Here is a 16,754-nt window from a genome sequence, read left to right as displayed (position 1 = left end):
TTTTCGTGTTAGGAGCTTGATGTGAACAAGAACATGCGGATCCTGATCGTGGACGACTTCTCGACGATGCGACGTATCGTCAAGAATCTGTTGGGCGATCTCGGCTTCACCAACACCGCAGAGGCCGAAGACGGCAACAGCGCCCTGGCGGCGTTGCGTGCCGGCCCGTTCGATTTCGTGGTCACCGACTGGAACATGCCCGGCATGACCGGCATCGACCTGCTGCGCAACATCCGCGCCGACGCCAAGCTCAAGCACCTGCCGGTGATGATGGTGACCGCCGAAGCCAAGCGCGAGCAGATCATCGAAGCGGCCCAGTGCGGCGTGAACGGCTACATCATCAAGCCGTTTACCGCCCAGACGCTGGAAGAAAAGTTGGGCAAGGTGTTCGAACGTCTGGCGGCGACCGCCTGATGAACGCGACCATGGAAACCGATGCCGAACGTGCCGCGTTGATCGAGCGCCTGCAGAACGCACTCGATGCACTGGAAAGCGGTGACCAGGTCGCCTGGCGTCGCGAGGTGGATCATCTCGCCGCCCTGCGCACGCGCCCGATGATGCAGAGCCTGAGCCGGCTCGCCCGCGAACTCGGCCAGGCGCTGGGCGAGCTGCCCACCATCCCCGAAGAAGCCGGCGAACTGGACGATGCCTGTTCGCGTCTGGACCACGTGGTGGAAATGACCGAAAAGGCCAGCCATCGCACGCTGGATCTGGTCGAAGAATGCCGCGAGCTAGCCAACCAGCTGCGCAACGGCGGGCTCAATCAGGACCAGGGCGCGCTGCTGGAAAAGATGCGCCACAACCTGACCGAGCTGTCGCTGGCGCAGAGCTACCAGGACCTGAGCGGCCAGATCATCCGGCGCGTGGCCGGTATCGTGCGGCGCGTGCATGAAGGCTTCGGTGCGCTCGGCCTGCCGCCGAAGAACATCGAACCGAAGAAAGACGACGGCGGTCTTGCCGGTCCTGCAGTCAAGGGCCTGGACCGTCACGCGGTGTCGCAGGACGATGCCGACGACCTGCTGTCCGGATTGGGGCTGTAACCATGAGTGCTGTTCCAGACGATATTGCTGCCGATTTCATCGTCGAGGCCCAGGAAATCCTGGATCGCCTCGGCGAACAGTTGGTCTCGCTGGAACAGGCGCCAGAAGAAGCCGACCAGCTCAACGCGGTGTTCCGCGGCTTCCACACGCTCAAGGGCGGCGCCGGCTTTCTGGCGATCAAGCCCATGGTGGAGCTGTGCCACGCCGCTGAAGAAACCCTGGGCATGGCGCGCTCGGGCCAGGCGGTGCTGCAGGCGCATCACTTCGATGCCGCGCAACAATCGCTGGATTATCTGCAGGCCATGCTGGATGCCATGGGCTCGGGCGAAGCCGTGCCGCACGCACCGGCCACGTTGATCGCGCAGTTCGACGCCAAGAGCGCCCCGCCGGCGGTCAAGGCCGCGCCGCAGGCGGCCGCGGCCAAGCCGGTTGCCGCCGCACACGGCGACGATGCGCATGCGCCCGCCCCCAAGGCGGCCGGCAAGGGCGCGGCCAAGAGCGGCGCCGAAGCCGAACAGACCGTGCGCGTGGACACCAAGCGCCTGGACGCCATCGTCAACCTGATCGGCGAACTGGTGCTCTCGCGCAACCGGCTGAAGACCTTGCGCACCCGCCTGCGCGACGAAGAACTGGACCGCGCGGTCAGCACCCTGGACATCGCCACCGCACGCCTGCAGACCGCGGTCATGCGCACCCGCATGCAGCCGGTCAGCAAGGTGTTCGCGCGCTTCCCCAAGGTGGCCCGCGACGTCGCGCGCACCCTGTCCAAGGAAGTGGAGCTGGAACTGATCGGCGCCGAAACCGAGCTCGATCGTAATCTGGTCGAAGCCCTGGCCGACCCGTTAGTGCACCTGGTGCGCAACGCAATCGACCACGGCATCGAATCGCCTGCCCTGCGCGAAGCCACCGGCAAACCGCGCAGCGGCCATGTGCGCCTGTCGGCGCAGCAGGAAGGCGACTACGTCAGCATCGAAATCCAGGACGACGGCGCCGGCATCGACCCGGAGCGCCTGCGCGAAATCGCCCGCAACAAGGGCCTGATCGACGCCGAAGCCGCCGCGCGCCTGAGCACCGACGAGTGCTTGCATCTGATCTTCATGCCGGGCTTCTCGACCAAGGTGGAAGTCACCGACATCTCCGGCCGTGGCGTGGGCATGGACGTGGTGCAGTCGCGTATCCGCGAACTCAGCGGGCAGATCCAGATCCAGTCTGAACTGGGCCGCGGCAGCCGCTTCATGATCCGCGTGCCGTTGACGCTGGCGATTCTGCCGACCCTGCTGGTGCAGGCCGGCGAAGCGGTCTACGCATTGCCGCTGGCGCGCGTGGTGGAAGTGCTGCATGCACCGCAAACCTCGCTGGGCTGGTTCGACGGCCGCGCCGTGCTGGACCGCCGCTCGCACACCCTGCCCCTGATCGACCTGCGCCGCTGGCTGGGCGTACCGGCCGAACAACCGCCGCTGCTGACCGTGGTGTTGCTGCAGGCCGGCGAAACCCGCTTCGGCCTGGTGGTGGACCAGGTCCGCGGCCGCGAGGAAGTGGTGATCAAACCACTCCCCCGCGCCCTGCGCGGCCTGCCCGGCTACGCCGGCGCCACCCTGATCGGCGACGGCCGCATGGCGCTGATCCTGGATGTGGATGGATTGCGCTCCAGCGATCATTGAGGTTCGGGATTCGGGAATCGGGAATCGGGAATCGGGAATCGTCAAGACGATCCTGGCTGCCTGATCCAACGACAACGGCCGCGTACTGCGGCCGTTGTCGTTTCACTAGCAGCATTGCTGCGCGCGCCGGTAAGTTGGTGTGCTGGTCTAATGCTCGTAGACACCTCGATGGGGTGATCCTCCTCGACGAGCCCCGCACCGGGTAAAAACTCCAGACGTCGATAACGCCTTCAACCTGAAGGTAATGCAGATGATCCGAGAGCCGGATCGTGCGCCCATACCGCCGTGTGGCAGGCATGGGCGCGATGGTTTGGTGACGCCAATGCTGCGTGGAAGTGAACCTGGAACTGCTATTTCCTATAACACCTTCCGGCTGCACTCCGCGCTCGGCAACCGATCACCCGCCGACTACTAGAAAGCCACTACCTGAAATCACCTATCGCGCTGTCCACCAAAACTTGACCACGACAGCTGGAGTGCAAGTCGTCATGACCTACATCACTGGCTATATCCGCAACCATTTGCCTGTAGGCACACATCGTCCCTAACCAGCTACTTTTCAAAGGGATGAGCCGTTCCACCGGCGAACAGAGTCAACTATTCAGCCGTTTTATGGTCATAAACGCATTTGCGCGCTTGTTCGTAAGCGGTGGTAGGAATGACCACATCGAATTGCTTAGTGGTTGGGATAAGCGTAGCGGGCTCCGAAGAGCGCAGCAGGAAGGCATCGCCGCCTCCCTCTCGACGGAACCAACCGACGTGCATCCCGGGAAGGCCGGTCCCCGCCTTACGGAAGGGAAAGCGCATAGCGCTAGCGTCTGCTGCTTCGTCCCAACGCAAGGCGCCCAATGGCACAACGACACTATCCGTCCCGGCCCGCAGCATGAGGGCATTCCCACTGATGCTCACGCGTGCGCTCCTAGCTTGCCAGACCAAGAAACCGGCTATCGCTACATTGGCCAAGACAACGATCACAAGAGCCCCCTTCTTCAGCGGTGTCGGGGCCTTGCCAGCAAAGTAGAGAAACGCAACGAAAGCCAGAGCGAACACGAATGGGCCAAAAATACTTAAGTATGTTTTCCCATTGGCCAAGTGCAGCGGGATGTCACAGTTCATAGCTGACTTCCTATTTAAGCTGTAATGGTACGCATGCCGTATTGATGCACGGCATCCACTATCGTCTCGAATGACGATTCCTCGAAGCCAATCAATCCAACCTGCTGCATGGCGCGCAGAAAAGACGCCACCTCGTTGTGAATGACCAGCTTGGCATGCTCTGAGTACAACTCAGGCGCGCCAAGCATTGCAGCGGCACGCTGCGCCACGGTACAACTGTCGCAAATATCCGGGTCGAGCCTACTCATCTGCCCCGTGAATATTCCAGTTGACATTGACTGCGATGTTTGTGGCTGTCCCGGCGATGGCGTTGCTCCCGTCACTGAAGTATGCGTAACGAACGTGACGTAATTGAATAGCACAGCCACCACTTGCACGCCCACCGCCGCCTCCACGGCAGCCACAACTGCAGCAATCGCGCCCGCAACCGCCTGCCCGGGCGCCACGCGGACCAACTGGGCAATATTGCCAATGGCAGCGAGATCCGCAGCGGTCGGCACTGAAGCTGACGCACCCACGAAACGCTTAACAGTCTCGGCATCAAGCGGCGCGTCGGGTGCTAAACCTAACGTATCTCTGATTATCGCAAGGTTGCTGGACAGCACCTTGGACATTTGCTGGGTCAGGACGTCCGACTTGGGCTTTTCGAGTGCGCCGGCCACATGCAGGTAATTGAGCAGCGAAATATAATCCTTTTCGAGCGCTGCGCTCTGCACCAGCGGATCAGACAACGCAACAAGCAATGCTAGGGTTGGTGCCTCCATCGCGCTGCTGTCGTAACCAAGGTTGGCCAAGAATTTATGCGGGTTGTTGTTGAAGGCTCTTCGCTGCGAAGGATCAGAGAACATTTCGACTACTGCGGCCGTCAACTTCGACCACCTGTCCCAACCTTCGGTCGGCATACCGCCACGGGAGAGCGGAAGCAGCATCTTCGTGGCAGCGCTGTTAGCGGTGCCGCCGGTTAGGCTAGCAGGCTGACCAAATACACGCATAGCTTGATCAGCAGCCACGACACCACCAGAGGACGATGCGACTGCACCTGCTGCCAAGCTTGATTCAATGAACTTGCGTCGCTTCATCGTTGCGCTCCCTGCTTTTCCACGATTTGATCGACCGCTGATGCCAAGGCATAGCGACTCATCACTTCCGGTACGAACTGCTCATAGGTGGCGGAGATCTTTTCGCGGATCTCCGGGTTCTTATGCAATACCGCACAGTCATGGCATATGTGCACCGACCCGGCTAGCAATTGATCAGCGCGCTCTATTCCCATGACCTTACGCACGATCTCCGCAGGCCCATCCATGCGCAGCCAGTACTTCATAAAGTCGTCATATTGACGGAGGTAGATGTTGGACACACCTTCGGCCATCGTTCCCAACTTCATTTCGGGGATGTGCTCCAAGGTCAAGCCACAGCAGGCGGACACCTCTCCATAGGGTGTGATGGCGATATTGTTGTGGATTTGCTCGCAAGGCGTTGCGCGGCGTCCGGTATGCAGAACGTGCTCGCGCTCCTCCCCCTTGGCAATGAACGACATCCAGCTGTTCGATTGCAACAGTAGGCCCCTGTCACGGAGACTCTTTACAGTTGGATCGCGCGCAAGAGCAGACAACTTATCGCTTTCTGCTGTGTCCGCCTCAACCGTCAATAAGGTCAGCACGCCCGCATTGAAGGCTGCTTCCGCGGCATTGACAACCGATTCGTGCGGCACCCACTCTTGATGGTCCTTACCGGTACTAATGTTCAGTTCGCGTAGCCCAGCGCCGGCCAGTTTTCCGGCCATCCGTGTGGCAGAGGCCTTGGTCTTGCCCCAAGAACCATTGGAAACAATTCGCGTAACCAAATCGAGCGAGGCAGCTTCTGCAATCACGGCTATTAAGTCGTCCTTTAACAGCGTGGCTTCGCCCCCGGTGAATACCACCACGCGCAGTGATGGGAAGCTGTCCTTCACATCGTGAAGGGCTTGCATCATTTCGTCGCGACTGAGACGCCCTTTAACATTGGGGCTGGATTCGAAGCAGCACTGTGTGCAGGCTGCTGTGCAACGGTACGTTGTGATGAAGGTAAGTGTCTTTGGTAGCAGCGTTGAGCACAAATCCATGTGATCTCCTTAAGTTTTGCTTCTTAAAAAGCGAGCTTAACCGTGGCTTGCCGACACTATCAGTGCAGACTCAAGCGGTCAAAGGGTTTTAAGGTTCGCGTCGGCTTCCTTCTGCAAGTTGCGGTAATACGTCGACTGACCTAATCCATATAATTTGGGCCGGCCCGAACCAGAAAATTCGGCGACACTCAGGCCCAAGGAGGCCCGTCGCCATGAAGAAGTCGAAGTTCACCGAAGCGCAGATCGCGTTCGCCCTGAAGCAGGCCGAGATCGCACCACGTTCGATGAGATCTACCGCAAGATGGGCATCAGCCAAGCCCACGTTCTATGCGTGGCGCAAGAAGTTCGGCGGGCTCGGCGTCGCCAAACTGCGCCGGCTAGGCCAGCTTGAGGAAGAGAACCGCAAGCTCAAGCAGCTCGAGGCCGATCTGAGCCTGGACAACGTGATGTTGCAGGACGTGATGTCAGAAAAGCTTTGAGGCCCGCGCAGCGCAAAACGCACGTGGTCCATCTGATTGACCGGCATCGCGTTGGCATTCGTGGAGCCTGCGCGGTCGTCAAGCAGAGTCGATCGACTTGGTATTACCAGCCTCGGGATAATGATGACGCGCCACTGATTCGACGGATCGAAGAGATTGCAGCCGTCCGGGTCCGCTATGGTTTCTGGCGGATTTTCGTCCTGGTGCGCAGCCTCCCGATGCAAGCATTGCGTCGGCCTTTACCTGCAGGATGCAGGCACAAAAGACCCACCGGCTTGACGGAGGTGGGTACCGCTACGTGAAGAGTTTCGACATTACTTGGGCCTAGATTGCAAGTACGCGGTCTGGCGTGTCGATACATGCTGGTGGTTCTCGCGCGGCTGTGTGCGCCGCTGGCGCTTCCATAAGGGCCACGCAAGCCGAGCGCCGTCGCCTGATAAGTGCACCTGACCCAATCATGGTCGGGCGCATGACCTGGCGACGGCCAGGCTGCAGTGGAAGTGAACCTGGAACTGTTATTTCGGGAATCGAGAATCATCAGACGATCCCGGCTGCCTGATCTAACGACAACGGCCGCGTACTGCGGCCGTTGTCGTTTCACTAACAGCATCGCTGTCGATCTATGTCGCTACGCGCGCAGGCATGGGCGCGATGGTTTGGCGACGGCCATGCTACATTGGGAGTGAACCTGGAACTGTTATTTCAGATGGCAGGGATTTGGGTTCTTCTTTGATGCCAGCTGCCGCACGCTGAAAGGTCCAGGCGGCTGGATGACATGGGCAACTCCACTCGGCTGTGAAGTCGCTCAGGTCAGGTCTTCTGGACCACTTCACACCCTTTGGTGTTGCGATCCAGAGTTGAATCCGTCGCCAGCGATGCGGTGCTCAGTCGGACTCGCTGAAAGAAGTGAACCTGGAACCGTTATGCTGAATTTGATGACAACGGCCGCCTCGCGCGGCCGTTGTCGTTTCACTACCAGCATCGCTGCCGACCTATGACGCTATGCGCGCAGGCATCGGCGCGATGGTTTGGCGACGGTCAGGCTGCCGTGGAACTGAACCTGGAACCGTTATTTCTTGGAACCGTTATTTCTAATCTCTCTGCCGAACATGCATCCGTCCTCGCGGGCGCGCGGATTGCTCGCAATCGACGTCCCCCCGCTCTGAGTAGCGGCCGGGTTTAGAGTCCGGGGTTGATGATATCGGTGTTGGCCAGCTGTTGGGCATACGCAGATGGCGTCATGCCGCCAATGGCCTTCTTGGGTCGCTCCTCGTTGTATTCGCGTCGCCAGCGTTCGATCTCGGTACGCGCATGCAGCAGGGTTGGGAACCAGTGCTCGTTGAGGCATTCGTCGCGCAGCCGGCCATTGAACGATTCGACGTAGGCGTTCTGGTTTGGCTTGCCAGGCTGGATCAGCCGTAACTGCACGCCACGCGCATGTGCCCAGGCCACCATCGCTTTGCCGCAAAACTCCTTGCCGTTATCTGTGCGGATCACCTGTGGCAAGCCGCGACTGTGCGCCAGCCGATCCAGCACGCGTGTCACGCCATGGCCCGAGATTGCGCGCTCCACCTCGATGGCGATCGCTTCGTGGGTTGCATCGTCCACGATCACCAGACACTTGATCACTCGGCCTTCGGCGCTGCGGTCGAACACGAAATCCATCGACCACACCTGATTGGCCTGCGATGGCCGCAGCAGCGGCTGACGCTCTCCTATCAGCACCTTTTTGCGCTTGCGGCGCCGGACCTGCAGCTGCTGCTCGCGGTACAACCGCTCCACACGCTTGTAGTTCACGATGCGTCCTTCCTGTCGTAATTTGAGATAGATCATCCCCACACCATAACGGCGATGGCGATGCGCCAACGCACAGATGCGTTCGCGCAGTTCGACGTTGCGATCTTCGCGCGGGCAATATCGCAGCGCACTGGCGCTCATGCCGATCACTGCCAACGCACGACGCTCGCTGGCACCACGCCCGATCCACTCGCGCACCAGCATGCGACGCGCCGGTGCGCTCACCACTTTTTTCGCAGTGCATCCTTGATCAGGTCGTTCTCGAACAGCTGCTCGGCCAGCAACTTCTTCAGCCGCGCGTTCTCGGACTCAAGGTCCTTGAGCCGCTTGGCATCGGGCACGCTCATCCCGCCGAACTTGCTGCGCCACAGATAATAGGAAGCCTCGCTGAAGCCATGCCGCCGCCACAGGTCCTTGATCGCCACACCGGCATCAGCTTCGCGCAGGAAGCCGATGATCTGTTCTTCAGAAAAACGCTTCTTCACGTCCAATCTCCTCGAGTTAGGGAATTGGACTCCAAACTGAGGTGCTACTCAAAATCGGGGGGGCGTCGCAATCACGGCAGAGTGAAGTCAGACTTGAGATAGGTGGCATCTCCATAGAACGCTACTGACTGTTGAGGCCCGGCGTACAGCCTCATTTCTCGCTTGACCAATGATCGTTTTAGCTCAAGCTCCATTAGGCGCCTCGCGCACCATCGAGCCACAAGAGTCTGCTTCGCAATATCAAATGCAGTGTCGGTGTCCAGAAGCCCCTTAAGGTACTTGGGATGCGCGTGGCCAAAGAAGCGGTGACGCGCTAGGTACAAATGAGACACGATCGACTGAAGATTCGCGTCGAACTCGACGCCGAATATCTGAGCGCCTGCTTCAAGTGCCTTGTCCTTCTCATGCCGTTCAAGAATCGCCTCTGTTGCGAGATAGAACTGCATAAAAGCAGCATCAACGAGACCTGAGATTGAGTCCTCTCCTGCGAGCAGGGACATGCCGGTGGAGTAATGCTGTTGCGCCACCTTGGCTTTATCCGACATTTCGAAATCGCCGTCCCCTAGTGATGCTGCGGTGGCACCACGCTCGTCGATTTCGAACGCAACTCCCCTGGTGAATGGAAGTCTCGACAATATCCACAATGGCAATTCCGGGCCGCGCCCGATATCGGCTAAGTAGGTGACTCGGCCAAAGGTGAGATTGATGTCCGTATGGACTTCAAGTTGCCGAATCGCCTCGGAAAGGACCTCGGGATCGGACGAGAACAACTCTTCATGATCTCGGAATTGCTTCCAGAAAAGGAGCGCAGGCCTACCCTGATCGAAGTGGCGCATGCCCTTCAGGAACGCGGATGAGATTTCGCCCACGCCACTTAGCGGGTGATTTGCGCATTCGGCTAGGAACTGCAAAGTCTGTGGAACCATCAAAGTTTGGAGGACTTCGAAGGAGAAAACTCCGTGTATTGGGGCGATTACTTCCGCTTGTGATGACCTCCATATCTCGACTGCTCTTGCTGGAAACGATGACATTGGTACCTCCTTAGGTTTCGTTTAAAGCAAGCCTCAGTATTACCTATCGGCGCGAGCGCCGGCATGGCCAGTTTGCCATCGACCTTCACCGAGGAACTCAATTTCTCGTAGCTTCGATAAACACCCCTAATTCTAATATTGGATAGCAGTTCCCCTACCCTACCGACAAGCCCCGTAGCGGAGCGTCGATCGGCCCACCGAGCGCTAGCAGACGCTCCATTGCGTGGTCGTCGCCGGTACGGCGCGAACCAGCATCCGATCGGCAAGGGCCCGGACGGGGCGATGCCGCCCGGGCAGTGGCGTTATCTGCTGGTCTGCGAGAAGTTCTGAGCTCCGCGCGTCGTTCGCCACTGGATCCACGCGATCGCGGCGACGAAGAAGACGCTGCACAGGTAACTGCCTTCCGGCCCTTCCGCGCCACCGGTCAGGGTGTCGAGGCCTTGCGGGCGCAGCGCCACCAGCAGCGCCGGCAAGTGCACATTGATGCCGGTGACGGGCAGTTCGAAGCCGGTCGCGAGCAACCAGTTCCACCCCGCGTGCCAGCCCATCACGCCCCAGATATTGCCGGTCCGCAGCGCCCAGGCGCAGGCGAACAGCGAGAACAGGAACTTGCCGAGCATGACCCGGGGCGGCTGGTGCGGACTGAAATGCAGGAAGCAGAAAACAAGCGACACCAGCAGCACTGCCACCGCGACATTGGTCTTGCGCGCCACCACCGACAGCATCCAGCCGCGGAAGATGACTTCCTCCACGCTCGCCTGGAACATGAAACTCAATAGCAGCAGACCGATGTGCAGCAGACTGATGGGCGAACGCCAGGCCTGCCCCAAGCCCGCCGCCTGCATGCCGCCAGCCATCCAGATCGCGACTGCGACCAGCGCGATCGTGCCGAATCCAACGGCCAGTCCGCGCAGGAAAGTCTTCAGCGGCGCCGGACCGGTCAGCCCGATACTCGCAAGCGAGCGCCCTTCGACGAAGCGTACCCAGGCGAGTACGGCCGCCAGCGTCGGCGCGAAGCCGATCCACAGCAGCGCATACAAGCCAGCTAGGCCGATCGGATCGCCGCGAGGAGTCGACCAATGCTGCGACTGCATCCACTCGTCCAGCGCGATCACCGGTACCGCGTTGAGCAGGATCATCAGGATCGGCGTCAGCCAGGCCCAGGGCAGCCAGCCGCGGGCCGGATCGGGCGAATACAGGGCAACGGGGGTCATGGGGGCTCTAGGTCGACGTGATCGCCGCTGCAAGTTGCCATCCGCGCGGGGGCGTGGCAACCCGTTTGCGACCAAGCCACAGAAGCCGCCGATGAATCGACAAATAACGCTTCCAGGTTCACTTCTTCAGCAAGTTCCGGCTCCAGACCGCATCGCCGGATGGTTCGATTGAAAGAAGGTTTCGTAGAACGCCGTAGCCGGCCCCGCGGCCCTTGCGCACACCGGCGATGGACGCACAGTTCCCTTTAGGTGCGGATGACGAAAGAAGTGCACCTGGAACCGTTATTTATAAACGCATTTGCGCGCTTGTTCGTAAGCGGTGGCAGGAATGACCACAGCGAATTGCTTAGTGGTTGGGATAAGCGTAGCGGGCTCCGAAGAGCGCAGCAGGAAGGCATCGCCGCCTCCCTCTCGACGGAACCAACCGACGTGCATCCCGGGAAGGCCGGTCCCCGCCTTACGGAAGGGAAAGCGCATAGCGCTAGCGTCTGCTGCTTCGTCCCAACGCAAGGCGCCCAATGGCACAACGACACTATCCGTCCCGGCCCGCAGCATGAGGGCATTCCCACTGATGCTCACGCGTGCGCTCCTAGCTTGCCAGACCAAGAAACCGGCTATCGCTACATTGGCCAAGACAACGATCACAAGAGCCCCCTTCTTCAGCGATGTCGGGGTTTTGCCAGCAAAGTACAGAAACGCAACGAAAGCCAGAGCGAACACGAATGGGCCAAAAATACTTAAGTATGTTTTCCCATTGGCCAAGTGCAGCGGGATGTCACAGTTCATGGCTGACTTCCTATTTAAGCCGTAATGGTACGCATGCCGTATTGATGCACGGCATCCACTATCGTCTCGAATGACGATTCCTCGAAGCCAATCAATCCAACCTGCTGCATGGCGCGAAGATAAACGCCTAGCTGGCGCCCGAAGTCGTCAACAATCGCTTGCGCCTGTGGACTCAATGGTATGACCGTCCCTTGGATTAACGAATGTAGATCCATTCAACGCAGTGGTGCTCCACCCGCTCCTGCGTTGCATCAGCCTCACCTCGTGGAAACACCTCCACGCGCATGCCTGGGCGGCTGAAGAAATCACTCATCCATCGCCCGTCTTCCACCATGTTGCGTTGACGTACAAACCCGATGTTTTCCAGTTTCTTGGTAAATGCATCGAAATCGATCCCGCAGATCTCCGTCATGGATGGGGAAGCACCCGCTTGCGCTGGAATAAAAGTGAACTCGAACCAGCGCCCTGCAGTAGGCGTCTGGTCCATGCCAAAGCTGTAACCCCACTCACCGGTAAGCGGAGCACTGCCGCCATAACGCTTGGGATCAGCTGCCGCACGCGTCACCGGGACCCCCATTTTGGACTGCAGATAGTCAGGTGTCAGATCGTCCAGTCCGTCAATAGCTTGAATCAACGCAAGCATGCGCGTGAGTGCATCTTCTCCCGTTCGTATCGGCCCGCTAGGCTCGCTGCCAGCGGGAGTGAGTGCGGAATCAGATGAGGAACGCATGGGAGATGTCTCGGTGACGGTTGCCGGGGCTGGCGTGGCCGCCGTGTGGGCGCATGCGCCCAGGGCGAAGGCGGCGAGCAAGGCGTAGAGGGGGCGCGCGAGCATGAAGCGTCCGTTGTGCGCTGGTATGGCTGCGACGCTAGTGGCCTCCGGCACTCAGGTCAATCGCAAGGTCTCTGGCAGCCGCACCATCATCGCCGCACGCTGCGTGGCTTGGCCGGCATCTCCACCGGCGGCAACACCTCCATCAGCAGCTGCCCTTCGCTGGCGGTGATGCGCAGCTTGGTGCCGATGGCAAAGCCCAGTTGTTCCAGCCATAGGCCGCTGAGGCGGACGTGGGGCACGTGCTGGTCGCCGGCGTGGTCGTGGGCGCCGGGGTAATGGGTGTAGCTGACCGTGCATTGGCGCGGGCGGCGGGCGCGGCGGGGTGCGCGCAGCGTGCCGGGGCCTTGCGGGGAGGCGTCCGGGTCGGGCGGCAGCATCGGTGGCAGCTTGGTGCGGTCGGGCTCCACAACGACCCACTGCACCCGTTTGGTCGGCGTGGGGCGCGTACGCGTGCGGGTGGGCCGTGCGCTGGCAGATGTGGTGGGTGAGCGGTGGCGTGTCATGGCGCCTCCGATTGGCTGCGGGTAGCGCTACTAGGTGCAGCGACGCACTGCTGCAACGCCACGTCGATGCGTGCAGAAAGGCGATGCAAGGCCTGCGACAACACGCCGGGCTGGTTGAGCAACTGCTGCGCAAGATCGTCGCTGGCCTGCTCAACGGCCGCGCGTGCGGCCAGTCGGCGCAGCACTTCGCCTACCTCGCTCAGCAAGCTGTGGGCGAAAGCTGGCAACAGATCAACCGGCACAGATGCCGGCATGGATGGTGCGGTAGACATGGCAATGCCCTCCTGGAACAACCCAAGAACCGCCGCCAACGGCGACGGGATGTCGGGAGGTTCGAAACCGCTAGTAGCCGGCGGGCGTATTCCCCTTGCGGGTGTTGTATTAGCCGCCCTCCCGACACAGGCATTGCGTCGGCTTGCACCTGCAGGATGCAGGCACAAAAAACCCACCGGTTTGACGGAGGTGGGTACCGCTACTAGAGGAGTTTCGACGCTCCTTGGGACTAGATTGCAAGTACACGGTCTGGCGTGTCAATACACGCTGGCGAGTCTCGCGCGGCTGTGTGCGCCGCTGGCGCAGTTCCATAAGGGCCACGCAAGCCGAACGCCGTCGCCTGATAAGTGCACCTCCCCCCGTTACGGTCCAGACGCGTGGCAGGCATGGGCGCTAATGGTTTGGCGACGGCCATGCTGCGTGGAAGTACACCTGGAACAGTTATTTCTTGGAACAGTTATTTCTCGGCCTCAAGGGCTAGCGATCACGCGCAGGTCGACGTTCGCAATATCACGCAGATACATGTAACTAGTACCAAGCACAGTCATTACACTGTCGGTAACACTAGCGGCAGAAAAAGCAGGCTGCACAATGAAGAACCCCATCCGCATTTCAATATCCCGCGCTTTGAGCCTCAAGACGTCGATCTGCGGCGGCGTGCCCTTCAGTAGTCGTTGGGTACCACTGACTTCGCCCGCGCTGTAACGATCTAGCAGGCGCTGGAAGAGCGCGGGGCCCTTATGAAGCCATTTCGCAGACCTGCTTGCCTGCCCAGCCACCACATACGCGTCGTCCACACGCGCTCCCGGTCGTTGACCGCTACCGCAGTATTTGCAGTGGTAGAGATCCACCGCGATGTGATCGGGTGCTTCCCGGATCGCGACAAGGTCGGCAATCTCACCGGCGCCGTCATCGTTGAAGATGATGTCGTAGCTATCGACAATCTTTTGAAGTGTGAAGCCTTGGACCGAATCGAAGTCCGCGGGATGAGCCATCGACTCCCTATGGATGTTGGTGCTTCCCCAGTTCCAAGTCGATAGAAGAGTGGCCGGCAGCGGGACATTAAGCGTGGCGTGGGTGAAATAGCGATAGTCGCCAATGAGGATGGACCCGTCGGCCTGTAGTAATCGCATGCGCTCGCGATCCAGGTAGTCATTGAGATCGTGTTCTTTACTGCCGATAAGCAGAGTGGCGCGATCACTCGAGTATCGGTAGCCATCACTCTGAAGGTGTATCCGAATGGTTGTCAGAGCCCGCTCGTCGCCGTTGGGCGAAATGGCCGACAATGCAATGGCTAGGGTGTCATCACTCTCCTTGACCGGCTGTCCCAGTTTGGTGTTGAGCAATGGGTAGGATTCCCCATTGACGGTGATCGCGCAGCGCCCTTCGGTTTCGACACCTAGCGCATCCGGCCAGTCGGCGAAGAAGATTCCGTCCGGCCAACGGCCGCTTAGCTTCTCAGCTCGCATGACGTTTCGAAGGATGGCGGCTGTATCGATTGCGGAGTTGTTGATCTTCGAGGCGACGACGTCGCACCAACGCACCCAATCGTCAACGGCGCCGGAATCCATCTTCCAGAGCTTGCCCTTGGCCGAACATCCTGCGGTAGTGCTCTCCCCGTCTGCGTGTCCAACGCCAAAAATGTTGGACTTGATAGACCGGCCACTCTCAAGGTCGTCCATGACCCGGTTGACGTCTTGCCCAACGTGCATGGTAAACCGTACGTCACGACCAGATCTGCTAAGGCCAACGTTCTGTAGCTTCAGTCGGTTAATCCCATACATGATGCGAAAGACGTCGTCGCCGTTGATGCGACGTGCCGACGGTGCAACAAGAGCCTGAAAACGAGAGGTCTGCCGCTCGTCCCCGGTGCATGAGATGAAAAGGGTTGAATCGCTTTGCCGGTAGTAGGCGAGATATAGGTGCCAAGTCGAGCCATAGATAGACTCGCTTCTCGCCCAGGCAACCGGAGCGGTCTCATGGGAAACAGCCATTACAATCGATTCGTCGTCGCTCACTGAGTGCAACTGAAGCGTCTCGCTCGGCGAGCCTAGGCTTTTTACGGCACGGGGACGCCAGTTCGATTTCGTCAGGCGGTAGGCGAGGCAGCTGATGTTAGGTGCTGGATTGAGAGCCGCGATCTTCGCTCCCTCAGAATCGCCTTCGAACCTTGATTCAAATTCCTGGCGCTGCAGCTCTCGTCCGATACGCTCAGTGCTGACTTCACGAATGATCAAACTCCAGTCCGCGTTCTCTTCAAAGAGACGCTTCATGGGGCTATCCGCACGCTGGTTAGCGATGTTGGCGACGAACTTTGCGGTTCCCAGTCGCGTGTCCGTTCGGGTCAGGCGACCAATAAATTGCAGTGTGACCGCTGGGCTTTGATGCTGATCGTGGATTGCGGCGATCTTTAGCTCAGGCAAGTCAAAACCCTCGCCGAACATGTCGACGCAGACCACGATACGACTTTGCCGGGTTCGTATGCGCTCTAGATCCCGCTCCTTCGTTCGATTGCTCTTACTGTGGATGACAACTGGCTCAAATTCCGGTCCCAATTCACTGTACAGCTCAATTATCCGGTTAGCCTTGGATATCTTGGCGCATCGCGCCATGAGAATGTGATCGAAACCCGCTTCCAGGTCATTGGTTAGCAGCTCAACGGCTTTGGCTGCGATGGTCCGATCAATCTCGCTGGTTACATATTCACGAACAGGGAAGAAATCAATCTTCTGGAAGTAGTTGTCTCGCTGCGCTTGGCTCAGGCTATAGTTGAAGATGATCTTGCCTTCCAACCGTTGCTGGTCGAGGCGGAACGGCGTCGCAGTGAAGTAGATTGCCGGTTTGGAGCCGAAAGCATTTCGAATGCGTCCCCACGTCACGGCGGCAACATGGTGAGCCTCGTCAAAGATGAGGTGACTGAAGTGCGCTGCAAAGGCTTCCAGTTCGTTGTCACCCAGTTGGGCCAACGCGGCAGGCGTCGCGATGGTGACGTTGGAGGCTTCGATGGCTTGCACGTCGACTGCAGCACCGCGACCATCAATGCGATGGACTATCGGTGAAAGAATGTCGTCGGAAATCGCATTGATGGTCCGTAGGCGTTGCAAGCTGGTTAATCGATCGCCTATCTGGGTGCGAAGCGCATCAGATGGCACGATCAGCAGTGTGCGTCGGAACCGACCCGCTATGATGATTGCGAAGATCGTGTCCGTTTTTCCCGTGCCGGTAGGCATAACAACGGTCCCTGGCACTCCGGGATCGGAATCGAGATGGGAAAAAACAGCAAACGCAGCAGCGCGTTGGGGCTTCCGAAATCCAGCGAACCCATTGGCTGGCCCCATGATAGCGAAATTCAGGTTGTGGTCGGCCCAACTGCGGTAAACCACGTTCTCGCGGTAAAACTCGACATCAACATCCATTGATCTACCCCTGA

General features: G+C 59.4%; 16 protein-coding genes. 4 read left to right on the top strand and 12 right to left on the bottom strand.

The features are described 5' to 3' along the window. Nucleotides 1–21 precede the first annotated feature (21 nt). From cheY to ACCQ16_RS09820, 3 genes are read left to right on the top strand one after another with little or no spacing between them, the layout of a single operon-like run. Complete coding sequence (cheY, locus tag ACCQ16_RS09830) at nucleotides 22–414, top strand: chemotaxis response regulator CheY (RefSeq protein WP_002813536.1); 393 nt, start codon at nucleotides 22–24, stop codon at nucleotides 412–414. Further along, nucleotides 414–1,040: a protein phosphatase CheZ gene (locus tag ACCQ16_RS09825; RefSeq protein WP_005918195.1), complete on the top strand. Its 627-nt coding sequence runs from the start codon at nucleotides 414–416 to the stop codon at nucleotides 1,038–1,040. The genes cheY and ACCQ16_RS09825 overlap by 1 nt, the downstream gene beginning before the upstream one ends. A 2-nt stretch (nucleotides 1,041–1,042) precedes the next feature. After that, a complete protein-coding gene (locus tag ACCQ16_RS09820; RefSeq protein ID WP_014090101.1) occupies nucleotides 1,043–2,701 on the top strand; it encodes a chemotaxis protein CheA in 1,659 nt (552 codons plus the stop codon). Nucleotides 2,702–3,298: 597 nt separating this feature from the next. Here ACCQ16_RS09820 and ACCQ16_RS09815 read toward each other — a convergent pair. The 3 genes from ACCQ16_RS09815 to ACCQ16_RS09805 are packed head-to-tail and all read right to left on the bottom strand — an operon-like array spanning nucleotide 3,299 to nucleotide 5,921. Then, on the bottom strand, nucleotides 3,299–3,817 hold the full coding sequence (locus ACCQ16_RS09815; protein ID WP_127167191.1) for a hypothetical protein: 519 nt from the start codon (nucleotides 3,815–3,817) through the stop codon (nucleotides 3,299–3,301). Between the two features lie 14 nt (nucleotides 3,818–3,831). Continuing rightward, a complete protein-coding gene (locus ACCQ16_RS09810; RefSeq protein ID WP_277573116.1) occupies nucleotides 3,832–4,896 on the bottom strand; it encodes a hypothetical protein in 1,065 nt (354 codons plus the stop codon). Beyond that, the gene (locus ACCQ16_RS09805) at nucleotides 4,893–5,921 is read right to left on the bottom strand and encodes a radical SAM/SPASM domain-containing protein (RefSeq protein WP_033479457.1); all 1,029 of its coding nucleotides are present in this window, start codon (nucleotides 5,919–5,921) and stop codon (nucleotides 4,893–4,895) included. Before ACCQ16_RS09805 ends, ACCQ16_RS09810 begins: the two co-directional genes overlap by 4 nt. Before the next feature lie 212 nt (nucleotides 5,922–6,133). Between ACCQ16_RS09805 and ACCQ16_RS09800 the strand changes: the two genes are divergently transcribed. Next, nucleotides 6,134–6,400, top strand: a complete 267-nt coding sequence (locus ACCQ16_RS09800) for a transposase (protein ID WP_008577942.1) — start codon at nucleotides 6,134–6,136, stop codon at nucleotides 6,398–6,400. A gap of 1,179 nt (nucleotides 6,401–7,579) precedes the next feature. On the opposite strand, the gene ACCQ16_RS09795 is transcribed toward ACCQ16_RS09800, so the two are convergent. The 9 genes from ACCQ16_RS09795 to ACCQ16_RS09755 form a co-directional block, all read right to left on the bottom strand. Beyond that, a protein-coding gene (locus tag ACCQ16_RS09795) for an IS3 family transposase (protein ID WP_506175352.1) occupies nucleotides 7,580–8,682 on the bottom strand; the annotation gives its coding sequence in 2 pieces (ribosomal slippage) (nucleotides 7,580–8,424 and nucleotides 8,424–8,682; 1,104 coding nt in all). A 71-nt stretch (nucleotides 8,683–8,753) separates the two neighbouring features. Further along, the gene (locus ACCQ16_RS09790) at nucleotides 8,754–9,713 is read right to left on the bottom strand and encodes a hypothetical protein (protein ID WP_277573117.1); all 960 of its coding nucleotides are present in this window, start codon (nucleotides 9,711–9,713) and stop codon (nucleotides 8,754–8,756) included. 302 nt (nucleotides 9,714–10,015) lie between these two features. Then, nucleotides 10,016–10,927: a CPBP family intramembrane glutamic endopeptidase gene (locus tag ACCQ16_RS09785; protein WP_277573118.1), complete on the bottom strand. Its 912-nt coding sequence runs from the start codon at nucleotides 10,925–10,927 to the stop codon at nucleotides 10,016–10,018. A 282-nt stretch (nucleotides 10,928–11,209) separates the two neighbouring features. Further along, nucleotides 11,210–11,713, bottom strand: a complete 504-nt coding sequence (locus ACCQ16_RS09780; protein ID WP_277573119.1) for an acyltransferase family protein — start codon at nucleotides 11,711–11,713, stop codon at nucleotides 11,210–11,212. A 14-nt stretch (nucleotides 11,714–11,727) separates the two neighbouring features. Then, nucleotides 11,728–11,889: a hypothetical protein gene (locus ACCQ16_RS09775; protein WP_372380329.1), complete on the bottom strand. Its 162-nt coding sequence runs from the start codon at nucleotides 11,887–11,889 to the stop codon at nucleotides 11,728–11,730. Nucleotides 11,890–11,909: 20 nt separating this feature from the next. Beyond that, the gene (locus ACCQ16_RS09770; protein ID WP_343237588.1) at nucleotides 11,910–12,599 is read right to left on the bottom strand and encodes a hypothetical protein; all 690 of its coding nucleotides are present in this window, start codon (nucleotides 12,597–12,599) and stop codon (nucleotides 11,910–11,912) included. Between the two features lie 35 nt (nucleotides 12,600–12,634). After that, on the bottom strand, nucleotides 12,635–13,051 hold the full coding sequence (locus ACCQ16_RS09765; RefSeq protein WP_277573121.1) for a SymE family type I addiction module toxin: 417 nt from the start codon (nucleotides 13,049–13,051) through the stop codon (nucleotides 12,635–12,637). After that, nucleotides 13,048–13,323, bottom strand: coding sequence for a hypothetical protein (locus ACCQ16_RS09760; RefSeq protein ID WP_277573122.1), 276 nt, complete (start codon nucleotides 13,321–13,323; stop codon nucleotides 13,048–13,050). Before ACCQ16_RS09760 ends, ACCQ16_RS09765 begins: the two co-directional genes overlap by 4 nt. Before the next feature lie 471 nt (nucleotides 13,324–13,794). Next, entirely contained in the window at nucleotides 13,795–16,740 is a 2,946-nt protein-coding gene (locus ACCQ16_RS09755) for a DEAD/DEAH box helicase (RefSeq protein WP_075243704.1), read from the bottom strand. Nucleotides 16,741–16,754: the final 14 nt, after the last annotated feature.

Origin of the sequence: Xanthomonas sp. NCPPB 1062, from assembly GCF_041481705.2 — a bacterium.
Lineage (GTDB): Bacteria > Pseudomonadota > Gammaproteobacteria > Xanthomonadales > Xanthomonadaceae > Xanthomonas > Xanthomonas euvesicatoria.
This window is presented reverse-complemented; position numbering and strand designations above follow the sequence as displayed.